Genomic DNA, 18,654 nt, shown 5'->3' with positions numbered 1-18,654 from the left:
TAAAATCTTTATACAATCTTAATGTCATGGTATTAGTCTTTACGAGGTCAAAAGGTCGGATAAAGTACAATAATCTTAGGAGAATCGAAAGAAGGTGAGCTTATGGTGAAAGATTTAAAATCGGATTATCAGCTTGATCAGTCAGGATCGATGCAAGGGAAATTAAAGATATTTTGTGGCTATGCCGCAGGAGTAGGTAAGACCTATGGAATGTTAGAAGCAGCTCATAGCGCCAAAGACCAAGGCATTGATGTCGTGATTGGTTATATTGAGCCCCATACTAGACCGGATACTTTGCGCTTACTTGAAGGATTAGAGACGATTCCAGCGCAAGTGATTAACTATCGAGGTTTGACTTTGAAAGAATTAAATCTTGATGCAGCATTGGAGCGTAAACCGCAACTTATTCTGGTCGATGAATTAGCTCATTCCAATGCCCAGGGCTTAAGACATAGCAAGCGATATCAAGATGTTGAAGAGCTATTGCGCGCTGGGATTGATGTTTATACGACCTTAAATATACAACACCTTGAATCATTAAAAGACGTGGTCGACACAGTTACTCAGGTGGCCGTGACGGAACGGGTGCCTGATTCAGTCTTCGATGCAGCTGAGCAAATTGAGTTAGTTGATATTGAGCCAGATGATTTAATCCAACGCTTAAAGTCGGGTAAGATTTACCAACGGGTTCAAGCTTCACGCGCCCTAGATCACTTCTTTACTCGTGAGAATTTAACCGCTTTAAGAGAAATCGCTATGCGTCGAACTGCCGATCATTTAAGTCGCCATGCCCAAAGAGCAGGAAATGAACAAAGTGTCAAGGCCAGTGAACATATCCTCGTCTGTATCTCAAGTTCGCCGAGTAATGCTAAAGTAATCCGGACAGCTGCCAGAATGGCTGAGGCCTTTCATAGTCATTTTACGGCTTTGTATGTAGACAATTCAGAACACAAAGCTGTAAAAAGTAATGAACTGAAACAACTAAGAGCTAATTTACGCTTAGCAGAACAGCTTGGCGCTCAGATTTCTACCGTATATGGCGATGATCCAGCTACTCAGATTGCCGAATATGTTCGAGTCAGTGGTATTACTAAAATCGTGCTCGGACGGACCCATCAACCTAATCGTTTATTGTTGGACCAGAAAACTTTGGCGGATAAGTTAACTCGATTCGTGACTGATATTGACATATATATTATTCCCGACAGCCAGCTGGATCAGCCAAGAGATTATAAGCTGTTTAATAACACATCGCTCGCTTTTTCTTGGGAGGATATTCTTAAAGTCATTGCTTTAAATATTTTAGCCACGGTGATTAGTTTTGGTTTTTATCAAATTGGTTTACGAGAAGCCAATATTATTACGGTGTATATTCTGGCAGTATTATTAACTGCTGTCTGGACCCGGGGGCATTGGTATGGAGGCTTAGCTTCCTTATTAAGTGTGATTGGCTTTAATTACTTCTTTACGATTCCACGGTTTTCGTTAGCGGCTAACGCGCCGGATTATCCGGTTACCTTTCTGATTATGTTATTTTCTAGTTTGATTTCGAGTACATTGGCCAGCCGAGTGAAGAAACAGGCTCAAGAATCGGCTCAGCGAGCTTATCATATGGAGATTCTGATGAATAGTAATCAGAAATTAGCCCAGGGCCAAAGTGAAGCTGAGATTCTTCAAGTAGCGGCAAGTCAAATTACTGAGCTCCTCAAGCGCCCTATCTTATATGGCTTGGTCAAAGTCAATAAGCCTTTGCAGTTTCATGAGACTAGCCGACCTGGGATGGGCAAGCTGATTGGTGAATTAACTCAAGACGAATTAGCGATTGCGAGTTGGGTGATTAAGAACAACAAGCACGCTGGTGCAACCACCAACACCTTATCGCATGCGCAGAACCTATACATGGCGGTGCGGGGAACTCAAGGGGTCTTAGGAGTTATCGGTATTCCAACCAAATATTATCCAGATTTAACGATGTTTGAGAAGAATCTGATGGTTTCCATATTGAATGACTGTGGTTTAATGCTGGAAAGACGTCGACTGATCGAGGAAAAGCAATTCATTGAAATTGAGACACAACGAGAGCGACTGCGGTCTAATCTCCTACGATCGATCTCTCATGATTTGCGGACCCCTTTAACGAGTATTAGTGGCAATGCTTCTGTATTAATGGATCAAAGTATTCATTTAGCAGAGAATAAGAAGCAAGAACTTTATACTTCAATTTATGATGATGCGATGTGGTTAGTCAATCTGACAGAAAACTTGCTCTCAATTACCAAAATTGACAATGGAACCATGCAGTTAGCCATCAATGCTGAATTATTAGAAGATGTCTTCCATGAGGCGGTAACTCATGTGGACCGAAAGATAGCAAATCATTATTTAAAAGTTGAACTCCCCGATGAACTTCTCGTCGCAAGAATGGACGGCCGCTTAATTGTCCAAGTGCTAGTGAATTTATTGAACAATGCGATTAAATATACTCAAGAAGGCTCTGAAATTTATTTAAAGGCAGAACGAAAAGCCCATTCGGTATGGATTCAGGTCAAGGATAATGGACCAGGAATTCCGCTGCGGGCCAAAGAACATCTTTTTGATATGTTTTATACAGCGGATTTAGGGCGGTCAGATAGTCGTAGAGGTTTGGGGTTGGGCTTAAGTCTTTGTAAGTCTATTGTGGAAGCTCATGGAGGTAAAATTTGGGTGGAAGATAATCAACCCCAAGGGACAGTCTTTACCTTTACGCTTCCTTTAGAAGAGGTGAATATAGAAAATGTATAAACCAAAAATATTAGTTATTGAAGATGATCCTGCAATTACAAATTTGATTCGAACAACTTTGGATACGCAAGCCTATCAATATCATACAGCTAAGACTGGATCCGAGGCTTTGTTAGATGCCGTATCTTATAATGCAGATGTCATTATTTTAGATTTAGGTTTGCCTGATATGGACGGGGTGGAAATTATTCACAAAGTACGCGGTTGGAGCCAAGTGCCAATTATTGTGGTTAGTGCTCGTAGCGAAGACCAAGACAAAGTAGAAGCATTGGATGCTGGGGCCGATGATTATTTAACCAAACCCTTTAGTATTGAAGAATTCCTTGCCCGTTTACGAGTTGCTCTAAGACGAAGTCAAACAGAAACAACGCTAACGCAAGCGCCATCTAGCCTATACCAAAACGGCGACTTAGAAATTGATTATGCAGCTGGGTGTGCTTATATGCATGGAGAAGAAATCCATTTAACGCCAATTGAATATAAATTACTATCGGTGTTGGCTAAACATACAGGTAAAGTCTTAACCCATAATTTCATCCTTAAAGAAGTCTGGGGAAGTAGTATCGGTGCTGATGTGCCGTCTTTACGCGTATTTATGGCGACCCTGCGTAAGAAAATTGAATCCACTCCCTCAGATCCCAATTATATACAAACACATATCGGTGTAGGTTATCGAATGATAAAGCAATAAATTATTGATGATGAAAGAGCTGACGAGTTAAGCAACTTCAATCATTCCCATAGCTCAAGATATAAGCACGACCTCTTGGATTGTCTAGCTTATAATCTTAATTAGATGAGTTTTTTAAGGAAATCCAGCACTTCTTCCCATCAACTTTCATAACATCCGTGTCTTTCTGACCGTAATAGATCTTGGATGATCTTGATCGGTGGATTGATGCGGATTTTTTCTTATTTTAGTCAATCTTTATGCAATCTTAATGTCCGAGCTCAAGCGCTAAGACCAACTTTATAAGCTTTGCTGTACACTAAGTTTTGAAATGATGAAGGAGGAATAACCATGTTGGATATCCTAATGATTTTAATTGTAATGATGTCTATTATCGCTGTCATCTTATTAATTCAATGGTGCCAGGGACAAATCGAACATAAAGAATAAGGAGTTAGATTATGATTGTACTTTCAGTAATTATTATCTTGTTATTTATCTATTTGATTTACGCTTTAGTCCATACAGATAAATTTTAAAAAGACAAAGAAGGTGAGTTTATGTGGCAGATTCTGCTGACTTTATTGATTTATTTAATCTTGGTGATTCCAGTAGGGAATTATATGTTTCGTGTCACGCTTCAGAAGGAGACTCGACTAGATCCGCTATTGAATCCACTGGATCAATTTATTTATAAATTGGCAGGGATTCATCCAGAACAGGCGATGAATTGGAAACAATATGCTTTAAGTTTGGTCAAGACCAACGGTATCATGCTCCTATTGACCTATCTTATTCTACGTTTGCAAAGTATAGGATTATTCAATCCGAATCAGATTGGGGCAATGGAAGCATCTTTATCATTTAATACTGTGATCAGCTTTATGACCAACACGAATTTACAACACTATGCTGGAGAAAGTGGTTTGTCCTACTTATCTCAGATGTTGGTCATTATCTTTATGATGTTCGTTTCAGCAGCTAGTGGTTATGCCGCTTGTGTGGCTTTTATCCGTGGACTTGTCGGTAATTCCAAGGATAATATGGGAAATTTCTATGTCGACTTGGTTAGAATTACCAGCCGAATATTACTCCCATTCTCTTTAATCGGGGGTCTACTTTTGGTTTGGCAAGGAGTTCCGCAAAATTTATCGGGAAACATCATTGTCGATACCTTGGAAGGCAGTAAACAAGTCATTGCAATGGGACCGGTAGCGGCTTTAGAGATTATCAAGCACTTAGGAACGAATGGGGGTGGATTTCTGGGCGCCAATTCGAGTACGCCAATTGAGAATCCAACCATTCTCTCTAATTTGATTGAACTCTATTCGATGATGCTTTTACCGGGCGCTTGTGTCATCACTTTTGGCAAGATGTTGGTCGAACGAAACCAACATTCAAATCCACTCAATCTAGTAAAGTATCGAGTAAAGGGGCTCACAGCCCGATTCTTTGGTCCGCAAGGTCGAAGTATCTTTACGGCCATGAGTATCTTGTTCTTCCTAGGTCTAATTCTCTGTGTTTGGGCTGAAAATCAAGGCAATCCGATCCTAGCAAGACTTGGCTTGAGTCAGGCGATGGGAAGTATGGAAGGCAAAGAAGTTCGCTTTGGTATTGCTCAATCCGCTTTGTTTACTACTACGACAACTTCCTTTACGACGGGTACTGTTAATAATATGCATGATACGTTAACTCCACTGGGTGGCTTGGTTCCCCTGCTTCATATGATGCTAAATGTGGTCTTTGGGGGCAAAGGGGTAGGATTAATGAATATGATTATGTATGCCATCCTATCAGTATTTATTTGTGGATTGATGATTGGCCGGACGCCTGAATATTTGGGTAAGAAGATCGAAGGCCGTGAAATGAAGCTCACCGCTTTAGCTATTATTATTCATCCCTTATTAATTCTAGCTTTTTCGGCTTTAGCCGTTGGGACGACTTGGGGAAGAGAAGCCTTGTCTAATCCAGGCTATCATGGATTATCGCAAATACTTTATGAATATGCTTCATCGGCGGCTAATAATGGTTCTGGCTTTGAAGGCTTAGGCGATAATACACCATTTTGGAATATAACGACAGGTTTGGTAATGTTCTTTGGGCGATATTTATCGATCGTGATTCAATTAGCGATTGCTGGATCTTTAATGCGCAAACCTTTCATGAATCAATCTGCCGGAAGTCTAGAAACGGATACAATTAGTTTCGCGCTGATTTTAGTCTTTGTGGTCTATATCTTTGCTGCTTTGACCTTCTTTCCGGCTTTGGTATTGGGTCCAATTGCAGAGCATTTAACTTTATAAGATTATTTGATGAGGAGGAAGATTCCATGGCGCGAGATAATCAATCGTTGCTTACTAAGGATTTAATGAAAGATGCCCTGCTGGGGTCAGTCAAGAAACTAAATCCACTCTATATGGCAAAGAATCCTGTGATGTTTGTCGTTGAAGTTGGTTTCTTGATTAGTTTATTGTTAAGTGTATTTCCCCAATTATTTTCTAGAACAGGGGTGGATGCGAATTCACAGACTTATAATTTGTTTGTGTGTTTGATTTTATTACTGACTTTATTATTTGCTAATTTTGCCGAATCTATTGCTGAAGGCCGAGGAAAAGCCCAGGCGGCAAGTTTAAAGAAGACCCAACAAGATACTAAGGCACGCCGGCTCTTAGCAGATGGCACTGAAGAAGTCGTTCTTTCTAGTGAATTAAATAAAGGTGATATTGTCTTGGTCGGAGTGGGCGAAGTCATTCCAGGTGATGGTGAAGTATTGGAAGGAGTGGCTTCGGTTGACGAATCGGCGATTACTGGTGAATCCGCACCAGTTGTCCGTGAATCTGGCGGAGATTTCTCATCGGTAACTGGGGGAACGACGGTTGTATCGGATTGGTTGAAGATTCAAATTACTTCAGAAGCTGGGAACAGTTTCTTGGATCGGATGATTGCACTGGTAGAAGGGGCTTCAAGAAAGAAGACGCCTAACGAAATTGCCTTGAATACACTGTTAGTATCTTTGACCATTATCTTTCTTATTGTGATTGTAACCTTATACCCAATGGCCCAATATTCAGGAATTACTTTACCTATTTCAACCTTGATTGCTTTATCGGTCTGTCTGATTCCTACGACGATTGGTGGACTCTTATCCGCGATTGGGATTGCCGGAATGGACCGAGTCACTCGATTTAATGTCATCGCCATGTCAGGGAAAGCTGTAGAATCCTGTGGGGATGTTGATACCATGATTCTTGATAAGACCGGAACGATTACTTATGGAAATCGCTTAGCTGCTGAAATCATTCCCGTCGGCGATGTTGATTTATCTGTAGCACTTCGCTGTGCCAGCTTAACGAGTCGCCATGATGAAACTCCGGAAGGAAAATCAACCTTAGATTTGGCTATTAAATTAGGCGACCAAAGTCAGATCGAGGATACAGCCGAATTTATTCCTTTCACTGCTCAGACTCGAATGAGCGGGGTAGATTTAGCAGATGGGAGTCAATTACGTAAAGGTGCTGTCGATGCCATCATATCTTTTGTCAAAGAACAAGGGGGGCAGGTCCCAAGTGACTTAATCGGTCAAGTAGAACATATTTCGAGTTTAGGGGGAACACCTTTAGTGATGTGTGAAAACAATCGCATCCTTGGGGTCATCTACCTTAAAGATACAGTCAAAGAGGGTATGGCGGAACGGTTCGAACGTCTACGGGCGATTGGAATTAAGACGATTATGTGTACCGGAGATAATCCTTTAACTGCAGCTACGATTGCTAAAGAAGCTGGCGTCGATGGCTTTATCGCTGAATGTAAACCTGAAGATAAGATAGAAGTGATTAAGAAAGAACAAGCTGAAGGCAAGATTGTAGCGATGACTGGGGATGGAACGAACGATGCCCCTGCTTTAGCTCAAGCTAATGTTGGTTTAGCCATGAATAGTGGTACGACTGCGGCGAAAGAGGCGGCTAATATGGTCGATCTAGATTCTGATCCGACCAAAATTCTGGAAGTGGTTGAAATTGGTAAGCAATTATTGATTACACGCGGAAGTTTAACAACTTTCTCAATTGCCAATGACATTGCCAAATATTTCGCTATCATTCCAGCCATGTTTATGCTAGCGATTCCTGAATTAGGTGTGCTAAATATCATGCAACTAGCGACCCCTCAAAGTGCCATACTTTCGGCTTTAATCTTTAACGCCGTAATTATTCCTTGTTTAATTCCCCTAGCCATGAAGGGTGTTAAATATCGACCTATGTCTTCGGCTAAATTATTAGCTCGCAATATGATGATTTATGGTCTAGGTGGCGTGATTACTCCGTTCATAGGGATTAAATTAATCGATATCTTGATTACTCCACTATTAAATGGATTAGGAATGTAGGAGGCAGATTCATGAAAGTAAAACAATTATCTTTCTGGCAAGATTTATCGCAAGGATTCAGATTAACATTGGTCATGCTTGTTCTCTGTGGCTTTATCTTTCCGATGATTTTGACCGGATTGAGCGCTATGTTATTCCCCAGTCAAGCTAAGGGGAGTTTAGTAGAATTTGATGGTCAGCATGTTGGCGCGAAGAATGTTGGCCAAGAGTTTCATCAAGATTATTTCCTCTGGAGTCGACCATCGGATTATCACTACAATGTATATCGAGAAGACTCAGCCGGCAATCAAACCTATCTCGATGGCAGTGAGTTTGCTGGCTTAGCATCGGGTTCAGATAATTACGCTCCATCCAATCCAGCACTCGCTGACCGGGTTAAACAAGATATGCAAACATTTCTTGCCAAAAACCCAGGGGTTAAAGTCGAAGACATTCCGACGGATTTAATGACCGCTTCAGGATCAGGTTTAGATCCACATATTTCCAAAGCGGCCGCTGAAATTCAAGTCGACCGGATTGCCAAGGCATCAGGTCTAGATAAAAGTAGTATAGAAAAGATTATTCAGAAACATACGCAAGGGAAATTATTATCTATCTTAGGTGAAGAAACAGTCAATGTTCTGCTCGTAAATATCGATATTGCTAAAGCAATGCAGAATTAATCCGTTTGAAAATATGTAGGCTCTCTATAGAATTTGCAATAAACAAGCTCTACTGAACGATAGAGACCATTAAATTTAAAAATTTCTACCTAATAGGCTGGATAATCAGTGCCGATTGTCCAGTTGTTAGGTAGTTTTTTATGGAGAATGTTTTTCATTGACAGTCTTAAATATCTCAATCTAAAAGAATTTGTGATATTTGTGACCCTAGAGAAACTTTTTGTTTAAATATCACTTTTTATTTTGAGCGTTTAAGTAAGAAAGCAAAGCTGAATTGTGCTAGGATTAAGTTAAGCAATACAAATATTTATGAGTCATTCAAGGTCAATAAGAGGGGTGGTTGGATTGAAGGTCTTAGTTGTCTTAACGAATTCTGAGTATTACGATCGAGCACACAAATATGCTAGCGGTTTATGGTTAGCCGAGGCGACTGATTTCGTCGACGTGGTTGAACAAGCTGGACTAGAGGTAGATTATGTGAGCCCGCAAGGCGGGGTGGTGCCGATTGATCCAATGAGTCTACACTGGTTACTTACCAACCGATCAACATTAAATCGTTATCAATCCGTTCAATTTCAAGATCGGGCCTTAACTTATTCGCTGAATCCAGTGCAAGTTAAAGCTAGAGATTATGTAGCGATTTATTATACAGGGGGTCATGGGGTCTTAGCAGATTTCAAAGATAATCCAGCTTTGAAGCAAGTTGCTGAAGAAATCCACCAACGAGGGGGTTATCTTTGTTCAGTCTGTCATGGTTTAGCAGGCTTGTTAAATTTACAAAATTCAGATGGAAGCTATCTTCTCCAAGGTAGAAGAGCGACTGGTTTTACCACTCGCGAGGAGAAGTTAATGGGTAAAGCCCAAGCTGTGCCTTACCATGTCGAACAGATTGCACGCGAACGCGGCTGTAATTTCCGTCGCGGCATTCCTTTTACACCTTTTGCCCTTAAAGATGGGCGAATAATTACCGGGCAAAACCCGATGTCCAGTCACTATGTTGCTCGCTTGTTGGTGCGTAGTTTAGGCAAAAAGTAAATCATTATGAGTTAAAGCTTTTCGCGTAATCAAGAAATAGATGTAAAATGTTAATCAATACTAGCCTTAGAAATAAAAATATGAATCATTATGATAGGAGCGATAAAATGGTCGAAGTGAGTTCAAGTGCCGAATTAATGCAAGCTGTTCGAGACGGAAAGACGGAGATTGTGTTGACCCGTTCAGTGACCTTGGCCAGTCCTTTATATTTAAGTCCTGAGGTATCGATCTCTGCCAAGGCTCAGGAAGATGGGATCCTGCCACGATTAATCTTCTCCCATTCAGATGGGCTGATTCTTAGTGGGTCTAGCCAAATTAAAGATATGATTTTGATGACTCGACAAGATAAGAAAGCGATCCAAATATTAGCTCAACAAAGTGAAGAAGATTTCGGTAAACTTATTTTGGAGAATTTAAAGATTAATGGACAAGTCTCATTGATTTTCCGAGCACCTACCTTGAAAGCTGCAGTCAAAGTGAACGATGTACATGTGATCAATACCGATACGCGGGCTTATCTGGAACAACCACAAAAATATGGGGTTAATGTCTTGCAAGGTGCCTTTACTCTTTATAATTTCAATCCGAACCAAGATAGCCAGATTGAAGCGAGTATTGAAGGGTTGGCTATTGGTTTGCCAGATCAACCGGTTTGGGGTTCTGGTGTCTTTATTTCTGGATTTGGCGACCAAGGTAGTCAAGTTCATGTCGACCGCCTCCAAGTAAATGATATTTATTCTACCGGAGTGCTTCCTCAAGGTGTCGCTGATTATATCACGGCAGGAATGTTTATTTCATACGGCGCGCTGGTCGACGAACTTATCCATGATGGTGTGACCATGACTTATGGGGTCAATGATATGGTTCTAGATGCTTGGGGCAAAGTTCAACGGTGGATCGTCAACGACAAAGTAGTTTCTTATGGACCTTCTGGTGTGGGCTTCGTTAATTTCGGCCAAGTTGATTATTTTGAAGCCAATGCTAGCATTGAAACCTATGGTACTGGGGCACGTGCTTATAACCAATATGATGGTTATCTTAAAGAAGGACTGTTTTCCGATATTGTGACCCATAATGATGGGGCTGTGGGGATTCAGATTTCTAAGAAAGTGGATCGCTTAAGAATTCGCGGGAATATTCATACCTTTGGTAGTCTAGGTCAATCCCTGGTCAAAGGGGTGAATGTTGATCTTCCGGCTTATGCCTTCTCACTCAAGGAAGGGGGAGCCCTGGACGAATTCATCGTTGAAGGGGATATCCTCAGTGAGGGAGACCAAGTAACGACGGTGATTATGGAAGAAGGCGCCCAGATTGGTCAAGTGAAAGTCGCCGGTCGGGTTGACGCCAAGGGTCAAGACTCTCAAGCCTTTTCAAGTCAGAGTTTGGCGCAACAATTTGAAGCTTAATTTAGTATTCACTAAGAAATCTATTTGATTTCGCCGATATCACGAGATTTGAAATAAAACATTGAGGGACCAGATTGGCCCTTTCGAACAAATACAATTATTCATCCTTACAAAATAACATCTGTTTCTGTGTATTGAACAAGAGAATAGCTCATCTAGCTAGGTAATCAGCCTATGTTTATTGATTCTTTAGCTTTTTCACTGTATTTTTCCGTGAAAGCTGGCTGTTTAGCTGGAATGACGGCGCTTGTTCTTGCGGAGATTCAGATGTTTTCTTTTTCTAAGCTGAAATAAGGATCGATCTGCTTATAAAAGTTTCCCACGCTTAGGGTATTATCTTCAGCCATGCAGTCTGGTCAATCTATCTGAAGTGTCTGTGTTAATTTATATATTTATATCATTGATTTCTGAAAGAAGATTCTTGCAAATCTTTCATGATTGGTGGATGATAGAGAAAAGATCAAAAGGAGTGGAACCGTCGATGTCATCTCATCAACCTGAAGCAGGAAAAGAAGAAGCTCAATTAAAGCAGCGGATCGAGTGGGTCGAATATATGGAGGCAGTCAAAGATCGTCGTTGGCAGCTTGTAAAAACTTTGGACCAGGCCCTATCACAACTCGTGGAATCCGAAGAAGACTATCAGCGCTTATTAGATTATTACGGGAGTCAAGAATTTCGCCAAGATATGGATGACAGCAACCAAGGAATTATTCCGGCCGAAGTCAAACAAGGCGTTCTCTCTGAAGATGAAGTTTTTAACTTGGTTGGGGCCAACTATGATTTGTCGGTTCGTTTGATCGAAGTTGCTGCCCTGCTCTTAAAACATCCCTAGGAATCTATTGAAGGAAGTCGTCTTTGCTCTAGGAAGGAAGTCCCATGAATCTATTATTTTCGATTGATGATAATTTTGTCGATCAAATGTTAACCACACTATATTCTATCTCTTGTCATCATCAAGAAAAGATGACCGTCTATATTCTACAAAAAGAGGCCTTAAAGGAGACCGATAAGATCACGGATTTTATTAAAAAGTTGGGCTATGACTATCAGCCCATTATTATAGGTCAGACCGGGTTTTCTGATGCACCAACGACCGACCGTTATCCGGAGACCATTTATTATCGGCTCTTAGCCCATGAATTCCTACCTCAGGATTTAGATCGGATTCTCTACTTAGATGCTGATATTCTTTGTATTAATGATTTTTCTAATCTTTATCAGCTAGATTTGGGAATGAATTTATATGCGGCAGCGAGTCATACCAAGGTTGGTAATTTATTAAATAAATTTAATCAGAAGCGTTTAGGTCTGGCTGAAGTGACCGAGTATTTCAATTCAGGTGTACTGTTAATGAACCTCAAGCAAATTCGCCAACAAGTTCGACGTGAAGATATTTTTGCTTTTATTGAAACCAATTATCGAGCTCTATTTTTACCGGATCAAGATGTTTTAAATGGGCTCTATGGACCGAAAATTATTTCACTTCCTGATGAAGTCTACAACTATGACACACGCTATGGTTTTATTTATGAAAGCTTGTCGCGCGGTGAGTGGAATTCAGATTGGGTGATGGTCCATACGGTCTTTCTTCATTTCTGTGGTCGCAATAAACCGTGGATCCCCAAAGTCGCTGACGGTTTGGCTTTACTATACAAGCACTATCAAGCCCAAGCTTGTAAATTGTTAGAAAATTAATATAGCTAAAATCCACCAAGGCAGGATTTCTTAGTCGTTCAGGCTAAGAAACTGCTTGGTGGATTTTTAAGTTGACTAGCGTAATTATAAACTTTTGTGGTCGAATATAGCAGAGCTAGATGTATGTCCTGGGTTCTTATAATAGGGTAAGTAGATCGTGTGCAACTTATCTAGATTAAAGGTTAGCTAGATATCATCGCTTCATTTAAACCATTTATTCTACAAAGCTGAACACATCTTCAAGGGCATAGCGTATAGATTTAACTTCTTCTTCGGCATGGTCAGGATCGGCTTTACCAATAGCTAGGGCCATGCATGGCATATAACGTTGAGGATCTAAGTCGAGTAATTGAGTCAATTGCTTGCCGTCGTAGCCAGCAATCGGGTTAGAATCATAACCGTAAGCCCGAGCAATCAGCATGAGCTGCATGGCGGCCAAAGAAGCATCCCGTTGGGCATCGACGATGAGCATTTCCTTAGGGGCTCTTTCATATAGAGGCAAGAAAGTAGCCAGAACTTCATCGCGTTTCTCGGCCGTGATTCGACCAGCTTGGTATGCTTGATCCCACAAATCTCGGTAGGAATGGAAGGCTAGGGCATCGGCGAAGATGACGACCATGGCGGCACAAGTTTCTAATTGGGGAGAATTAAACTTCATAAAGCATTGTCTTAATTTGTCCTTGCCGGCTTCGGTATCGACAATGATAAACTTCCAAGCCTGCAGATTACAGGCAGACGGTGCTGTAATGGTGGCTGAGATCATATCGGTCAGGGTTTGGCGATCTATTTTTACTTTAGGGTCGAAGTGACGGATAGAGTGGCGATTGAGTAAAATATCGGCAAAATCATTATTCACAAAGTCTTGTTTCATAGCAATCCTCCTGTTCATTTATTCACAATTTAATTATAAAACTAAATAAAAGGGGATTCAAGCCGTCTAAGCTACCGATTATCAATCATTTAATTTACTTTATTCATAAATCGATGACGTTGAATCATATAGCTGATGGCGAAATAAGCGAGGATAATCAGCACTTGGATGCCAAAATTGCGCCAGATTGCTTGGCTATGAGCCCAGTCAAAGCTAGATAAGTTAGCAATCATTTCATTGGTTTGGACTTGCCAGATTGGTGTGGCCAAGGATGCTAGCTTCTTCATGGTCGGGTCAATAATTTGCAAAGGAACGAATACGCCAGAAAAGAAGGACAAGAGTAGACTTAAGCCAATGGATAGGAAATCAATCACGCCCTTATTTTGGGCTAAGGTAGAAAGTAAATAGGCCAATCCATGAATACCGAATATCGCCAACAAGGCATTCAGCATGTAGAGTTGACCTTGGGTTTGGACCAGGGGCTCGAAGCCAAAAATAATCAGTCCCAGCATCATTAGCATTAGCCAATAAGTAAAGGCCCAAGTCAATGAGGCGAACCAGAGTTGACTGGTTCGAGAAAATTCAGTCATTTTACTGAGGTGGTCTCTTTTTTTAATTTCTGGATTTTGGGTTGAACGTTGGACCCCACCAATTACTTTGATAAAGGTCATCATCGTGACAAAACCAATCATCGAACAATAGATTAAACCAAAATTTCTAACATTATTCTGCTGATTTTCTTGGCGAATCACATGTGGTTGAATATGGGGCTGTAAATCAGCCTGCATTTGATCTAAAGAGCGCTGAATGGTTTTATCGTCGGAATTCTGATTGAAATTGATCATTTCGGCTTCCAGACTTTTCAAATAAGTAAAGATGATATTATCAATATAAATTTCAGCTTCGCTGTCGGCAGTAGGCTGTTTTGCTAATGGTGGAATGGTCTTATCAGTCAGAATCGTTTCTGACCAATGTTCAGGAATCGTTAAGATGTAATAAGTATCAAAGTTGTAAAGGGCATCCGCCTTCACTTCGGCATCATCTTCTAGTTCGACGATTTCGGCCTTACTTGCTAAATAGTTAACTAAATGCCTAGAAATTGACCCTTGATCTTGATTAAAGATGGTCATTTTGAAATCAACGCTTTGAAATTCCTGATCGTTTTGAAAGGCTGAATTACCTTTTAAGGGTAAGGTGACGACCAGTAATAAAATAATGGTGATCAAATAATATTTTTTATATTTACGGGCCAGTCGGAAGAATAATTTAAAGAGTTTCATAACGCTTCCCTCCTGTTCCTAGGAAGACAATCAAACTTAAGCCGAAGACATAACTGGCTAGAATGAGCAAGTTCTGCTGATATTGTTGCTGGCTGGGATAATTATTTAAATAATAAATCCCTTTGCTGACTAAAGCGACGGGGTTGATCTCGTTAACCCAGCTTAGGTTCTTCTGCAACCATTCGGTGAGTGGCGGGGCCATTAACCCAGCAAACGCACCCAGAATCAGACCAATCACACTCATAATGGCTGATATCTGCTCCGGACTGACTGGGAGGATTAAAGCGAGAACCATACCCAGTAATAACCCAGTCAGGACCCCCAGTGTCAGTAATAATAGAATTTCAAGGTGATAGGGACCTAAGGGTATCTTAGCGATGACAAAGATAGCATAAGCCAGATAGGTCAAGCAGAGTGAACTGACAGCAACAGGGATAAAAGATCGTAGAATCTGGAGCCGATGCGGCAGAGGAGCAATCTCTAATCGACCAGCTTGGACGACACGATCAGCCCGGTTGTTGATGATAATCTGACTGCCCGATGTCATAAAATAAATACAAATATAGCCCAGACAGGCATAGAAGAAGACCGTAAATCCTGAACTTCCTTTATTTCCCTGCGCTTGGATAATCGTTTGGGGTTGGATTCCAGAAGATAGATTCTTCTGCATCTCTAATAAAGAGAGTGGTTGATTAAAATGGGTCTTGATTTGGCGTTGGATGACCTGTTGAATGCTGAGGACAGATTCTAAAGCCTGGTAGAGGACACTGGTTGATAAACTTTTAGTCGCTGCTGGTAATATTTCTAAGTCTGCCTTGATTTGCTCCTGATCTTCACGGAGAATTAATTTATGACTGAAGATTTGTTGTTCGAGGTAGCGATCAGCCTCTGCTTCGGTCAATGGCACATAGATGATTAGGTCCGTAGCATCTTCTTTAGTTGGCTCTAGTGCTTGGACTTGGTCATCAACAATTTCACCTGGACGACCAATATTATCTAACACTTGACTAATTTGTTCCGGCTGATTTTCAAATATGGTGGCGACCGGTAGAGGGTCGAAAGTAGCTTCGTCTGACAAAAGATTCGAAAAAGCAAAGACATAGATCAGGGCAAAACCAATCGGAAATAAGATGCCGAACAGAGCCCCATCACGGTTACGGTAAAATTTCTTAAATTCATATCCTAGATGTTCAAGCATGATCACGCAACTCCTTCCCAGTAATCTCCAGGAAGACATCATTGAGGCTAGGTTTTTGGATGGTTAGGTTGAGAATATCGATTTGAGCTTGGTCAAAGTGATGGATGAGGGGAACAATTTGTTGACTGTTCTTCTCAAAGCGGATTTCGAGCCCTTTATCTAAAGGCTGAACCGATTGAACACCAGGAAACTGGGATAGTTCTTGGACAAAACCTTCAGGCAGGGCATAACTTTCCACTTGGACCACATCTCCACTGACTGAGAGCGCCTTAATTTGCTCGCTGGTGCCAGACACGAGTTCTTTGCCCCGATCCATAATGGTGATGCTATCACACAGGGCTTCCACTTCTTCCATATAGTGGGTAGTATAGATAATCGTCTTGCCTTGATTCCTTAAATCTTTAATCCCTTGTAGGATTTTATTGCGAGATTGAGGATCGACAGCTACCGTTGGTTCATCCAAAATAATCAATTCAGGCTGATGGGCGATACCACAAGCCAAATTCAGACGTCGTAAAAGTCCCCCAGATAGTTTCTGAGGTCGATACTTGACAAAATCTTCTAATTCAACAAATTCGATCGCTTGTTGGACCAAGTCTTTGCGTTTCTTGCTATTATCGATATATAAGCTACAGAAATAATCAATATTTTCATAGACGGTTAATTCATCATAGACGCCGACATTTTGCATGACTAAGCCAATCCTGCGTTTGACATCATAGTTATCTGGCGACATCGGCTGACCAAAAATTTTGATGGATCCTTTCTCAAATTTGAGTAAAGAGAGTAGGCAATTAATGGCGGTTGTCTTTCCCGAGCCATTTGGACCGAGTAAGCCATAGATTTCTCCCGCTTGGACTTGCAGATTAAAGTGATCTAAGGCCAGCGTTTGTTGATAACGTTTCACCACATTTTCCATTTCGACGATGTTCATTGGGCGCCCTCCTATTTACTTTTCTTTCAGATTCATTATGGCATGAAACCGGTTAAAAAGTAATTGGCGGATGTCATCAGTTAGATGACAAATGTCATTAATAACGCTCAAGAAACATCTATTTAGCTACAGCAACAATGGTATAATAAGAAAGTCATCAATATTTATTAAAGAAAGGGTGACGTTCCTTGAATGCTAAGTTGTTACTCATCGAAGATGATCCAGTCATTGGTCAAGCAGTGCAAAGCTATTTGATTAATCTAGGTTACCAGGTTGATATTAGCCAAGATTATCTGACGGCTAAACAAAAGATAATGGTGGGATATTCCTTAATTATTCTTGATTTAAATCTTCCTGATGGAGATGGATTAGATTTATTACCTATAGCTAGGAAACAAGGTAGTAAAGTGATTATTACAACGGTTAAAAATAAACCGCGAGATATCGTGACTGCCTTAGACCAAGGGGCGGACGATTATCTAACGAAACCCTTTGATTTAGCAGTTTTAAGAGCGAGAATCGATGTGTGTTTACGCCAATCTACCATAAAGTCAGGATCAATCATAAAATATAAATCCTGTTCATTAAATATTGACCAAGGACAAATTACTTATCGCCAGCGGCTCCTAGAATTGACCGCTTTGGAATATGAGATACTGGCTCACTTTATTCTTCATCCCCAGCAAATTTTCACTCGCCAACAATTATTGGCACGGTTCTGGGATCAGCGACAAAAATTTGTCAATGATAATACTTTAACCGCGACCATTAAACGAATTCGTGATAAAAGTGATAAAAGCATTATTACAACAGTTCGTGGGATTGGTTATAGAATGGAGTAAATTATGGTATTAATATTTTGGCCATTAAGCATTCTAGTAGTTTACTTTTGGTTTCGTTATCGTCAACGTCGGCGGATTCGTGAAATCCTTGAATATATTGATCAAATGTATCATCAAAATTATAGGATGACCATGAAACAAGATGATTTTGCCCTTTTGGAAGATCAAATTTATAAATTATTTCTTGAATTAATTGAAGAGCGTGAACAAACTCAGGCCATGGCTGCCCTTCAAAGTCAGAACCTAGAAGATATTGCCCATCAAATTAAAACACCCATGACGGGCATTTCCTTAAATATCAAAAAACTGAGACAGGGACAGGCTTCTAGTGAAAAGTTAGCGGTATTAGAAAGTCAATTTACTCGGCTTCAAGTTTTGAGTGAACAATTATTGAAATTAGCCAGTCTACAAGTGCCAGATAAGTCGATGCAGGTCGAAATAATTCATAGTAATGAGTTGGTTGACTATGCTCTAGAAATATTAGAAGAAGACATGGATGTCCACAGTGTTCAGATTATTCGCCAAGGCGAGTCAGATCTGATTGAAGGAGATTTTTATTGGTTGGCCGAATCATTGATTAATGTATTGAAGAATGCTCTTCAACAGCAAACTACTCGAAAAATTATTATTTCTTTGCGTCAGAATCCCATTTACCATCAAATTGAAATAGAAGATGATGGTGGGGGAATTGACGAAGATTCACAAAGCAAGATTTTCCAGCGTTTTTATAAGCAACCCGATTCCAATGGGTTCGGACTTGGCTTAGCAATCGCCAAAGAAGTGATGCTAAAGCATCATGGTGACCTTGAAGTAATGAATACCGACCAGGGCGCCAAATTCACGTTTAAATTCTATCATGTCACTTCTTTATCACATTGACCTTGTATGATGACAGT

General features: G+C 40.6%; 16 protein-coding genes. 12 read left to right on the top strand and 4 right to left on the bottom strand.

The window, feature by feature from the left end; translation table 11 throughout:
- Positions 1-102 precede the first annotated feature (102 nt).
- From M0R79_RS07155 to M0R79_RS07115, 10 genes are all read left to right on the top strand, one after another.
- Positions 103-2,781, top strand: coding sequence for an ATP-binding protein (locus M0R79_RS07155; protein WP_248415839.1), 2,679 nt, complete (start codon positions 103-105; stop codon positions 2,779-2,781).
- Complete coding sequence (locus M0R79_RS07150) at positions 2,774-3,472, top strand: response regulator (RefSeq protein WP_248415840.1); 699 nt, start codon at positions 2,774-2,776, stop codon at positions 3,470-3,472. Before M0R79_RS07155 ends, M0R79_RS07150 begins: the two co-directional genes overlap by 8 nt.
- 440 nt (positions 3,473-3,912) lie before the next feature.
- Positions 3,913-3,990, top strand: coding sequence for a K(+)-transporting ATPase subunit F (gene kdpF / locus M0R79_RS09365; RefSeq protein ID WP_375163583.1), 78 nt, complete (start codon positions 3,913-3,915; stop codon positions 3,988-3,990).
- A gap of 21 nt (positions 3,991-4,011) precedes the next feature.
- The gene (locus M0R79_RS07145; RefSeq protein ID WP_248415841.1) at positions 4,012-5,754 is read left to right on the top strand and encodes a potassium-transporting ATPase subunit KdpA; all 1,743 of its coding nucleotides are present in this window, start codon (positions 4,012-4,014) and stop codon (positions 5,752-5,754) included.
- A 26-nt stretch (positions 5,755-5,780) separates the two neighbouring features.
- Entirely contained in the window at positions 5,781-7,835 is a 2,055-nt protein-coding gene (gene kdpB / locus M0R79_RS07140) for a potassium-transporting ATPase subunit KdpB (RefSeq protein WP_248415842.1), read from the top strand.
- A gap of 11 nt (positions 7,836-7,846) precedes the next feature.
- Complete coding sequence (gene kdpC, locus M0R79_RS07135) at positions 7,847-8,497, top strand: potassium-transporting ATPase subunit KdpC (protein WP_248415843.1); 651 nt, start codon at positions 7,847-7,849, stop codon at positions 8,495-8,497.
- A 345-nt stretch (positions 8,498-8,842) separates the two neighbouring features.
- Entirely contained in the window at positions 8,843-9,532 is a 690-nt protein-coding gene (locus M0R79_RS07130; protein WP_248415844.1) for a type 1 glutamine amidotransferase domain-containing protein, read from the top strand.
- 107 nt (positions 9,533-9,639) lie between these two features.
- Complete coding sequence (locus tag M0R79_RS07125; RefSeq protein ID WP_248415845.1) at positions 9,640-10,938, top strand: hypothetical protein; 1,299 nt, start codon at positions 9,640-9,642, stop codon at positions 10,936-10,938.
- A gap of 481 nt (positions 10,939-11,419) precedes the next feature.
- The gene (locus M0R79_RS07120) at positions 11,420-11,770 is read left to right on the top strand and encodes a DUF4298 domain-containing protein (protein WP_248415846.1); all 351 of its coding nucleotides are present in this window, start codon (positions 11,420-11,422) and stop codon (positions 11,768-11,770) included.
- 44 nt (positions 11,771-11,814) lie between these two features.
- Positions 11,815-12,633 carry a glycosyltransferase family 8 protein gene (locus M0R79_RS07115; protein ID WP_248415847.1) on the top strand — a complete coding sequence of 273 codons (819 nt, stop codon included), beginning with the start codon at positions 11,815-11,817 and terminating at the stop codon, positions 12,631-12,633.
- Between the two features lie 214 nt (positions 12,634-12,847).
- On the opposite strand, the gene M0R79_RS07110 is transcribed toward M0R79_RS07115, so the two are convergent.
- The 4 genes from M0R79_RS07110 to M0R79_RS07095 form a co-directional block, all read right to left on the bottom strand.
- Positions 12,848-13,504 carry a nitroreductase family protein gene (locus M0R79_RS07110; protein WP_248415848.1) on the bottom strand — a complete coding sequence of 219 codons (657 nt, stop codon included), beginning with the start codon at positions 13,502-13,504 and terminating at the stop codon, positions 12,848-12,850.
- 89 nt (positions 13,505-13,593) lie between these two features.
- On the bottom strand, positions 13,594-14,784 hold the full coding sequence (locus M0R79_RS07105) for an ABC transporter permease (RefSeq protein WP_248415849.1): 1,191 nt from the start codon (positions 14,782-14,784) through the stop codon (positions 13,594-13,596).
- Complete coding sequence (locus M0R79_RS07100; RefSeq protein WP_248415850.1) at positions 14,771-15,982, bottom strand: ABC transporter permease; 1,212 nt, start codon at positions 15,980-15,982, stop codon at positions 14,771-14,773. The genes M0R79_RS07105 and M0R79_RS07100 overlap by 14 nt, the downstream gene beginning before the upstream one ends.
- Positions 15,975-16,916, bottom strand: a complete 942-nt coding sequence (locus M0R79_RS07095; protein ID WP_248415851.1) for an ABC transporter ATP-binding protein — start codon at positions 16,914-16,916, stop codon at positions 15,975-15,977. The genes M0R79_RS07100 and M0R79_RS07095 overlap by 8 nt, the downstream gene beginning before the upstream one ends.
- 188 nt (positions 16,917-17,104) lie before the next feature.
- On the opposite strand from M0R79_RS07095, the gene M0R79_RS07090 reads away from it, so the two are divergent.
- Positions 17,105-17,758 carry a response regulator transcription factor gene (locus M0R79_RS07090; RefSeq protein WP_248415852.1) on the top strand — a complete coding sequence of 218 codons (654 nt, stop codon included), beginning with the start codon at positions 17,105-17,107 and terminating at the stop codon, positions 17,756-17,758.
- 3 nt (positions 17,759-17,761) lie between these two features.
- Positions 17,762-18,637, top strand: coding sequence for a sensor histidine kinase (locus M0R79_RS07085; RefSeq protein WP_248415853.1), 876 nt, complete (start codon positions 17,762-17,764; stop codon positions 18,635-18,637).
- Positions 18,638-18,654 lie beyond the last annotated feature (17 nt).

Origin of the sequence: Ignavigranum ruoffiae, assembly GCF_023195815.2 — a bacterium.
Taxonomy (GTDB): domain Bacteria; phylum Bacillota; class Bacilli; order Lactobacillales; family Aerococcaceae; genus Ignavigranum; species Ignavigranum ruoffiae.
Note: the sequence above shows the minus strand (reverse complement) of the source record. Positions and strands in the feature narration are given on the sequence as shown.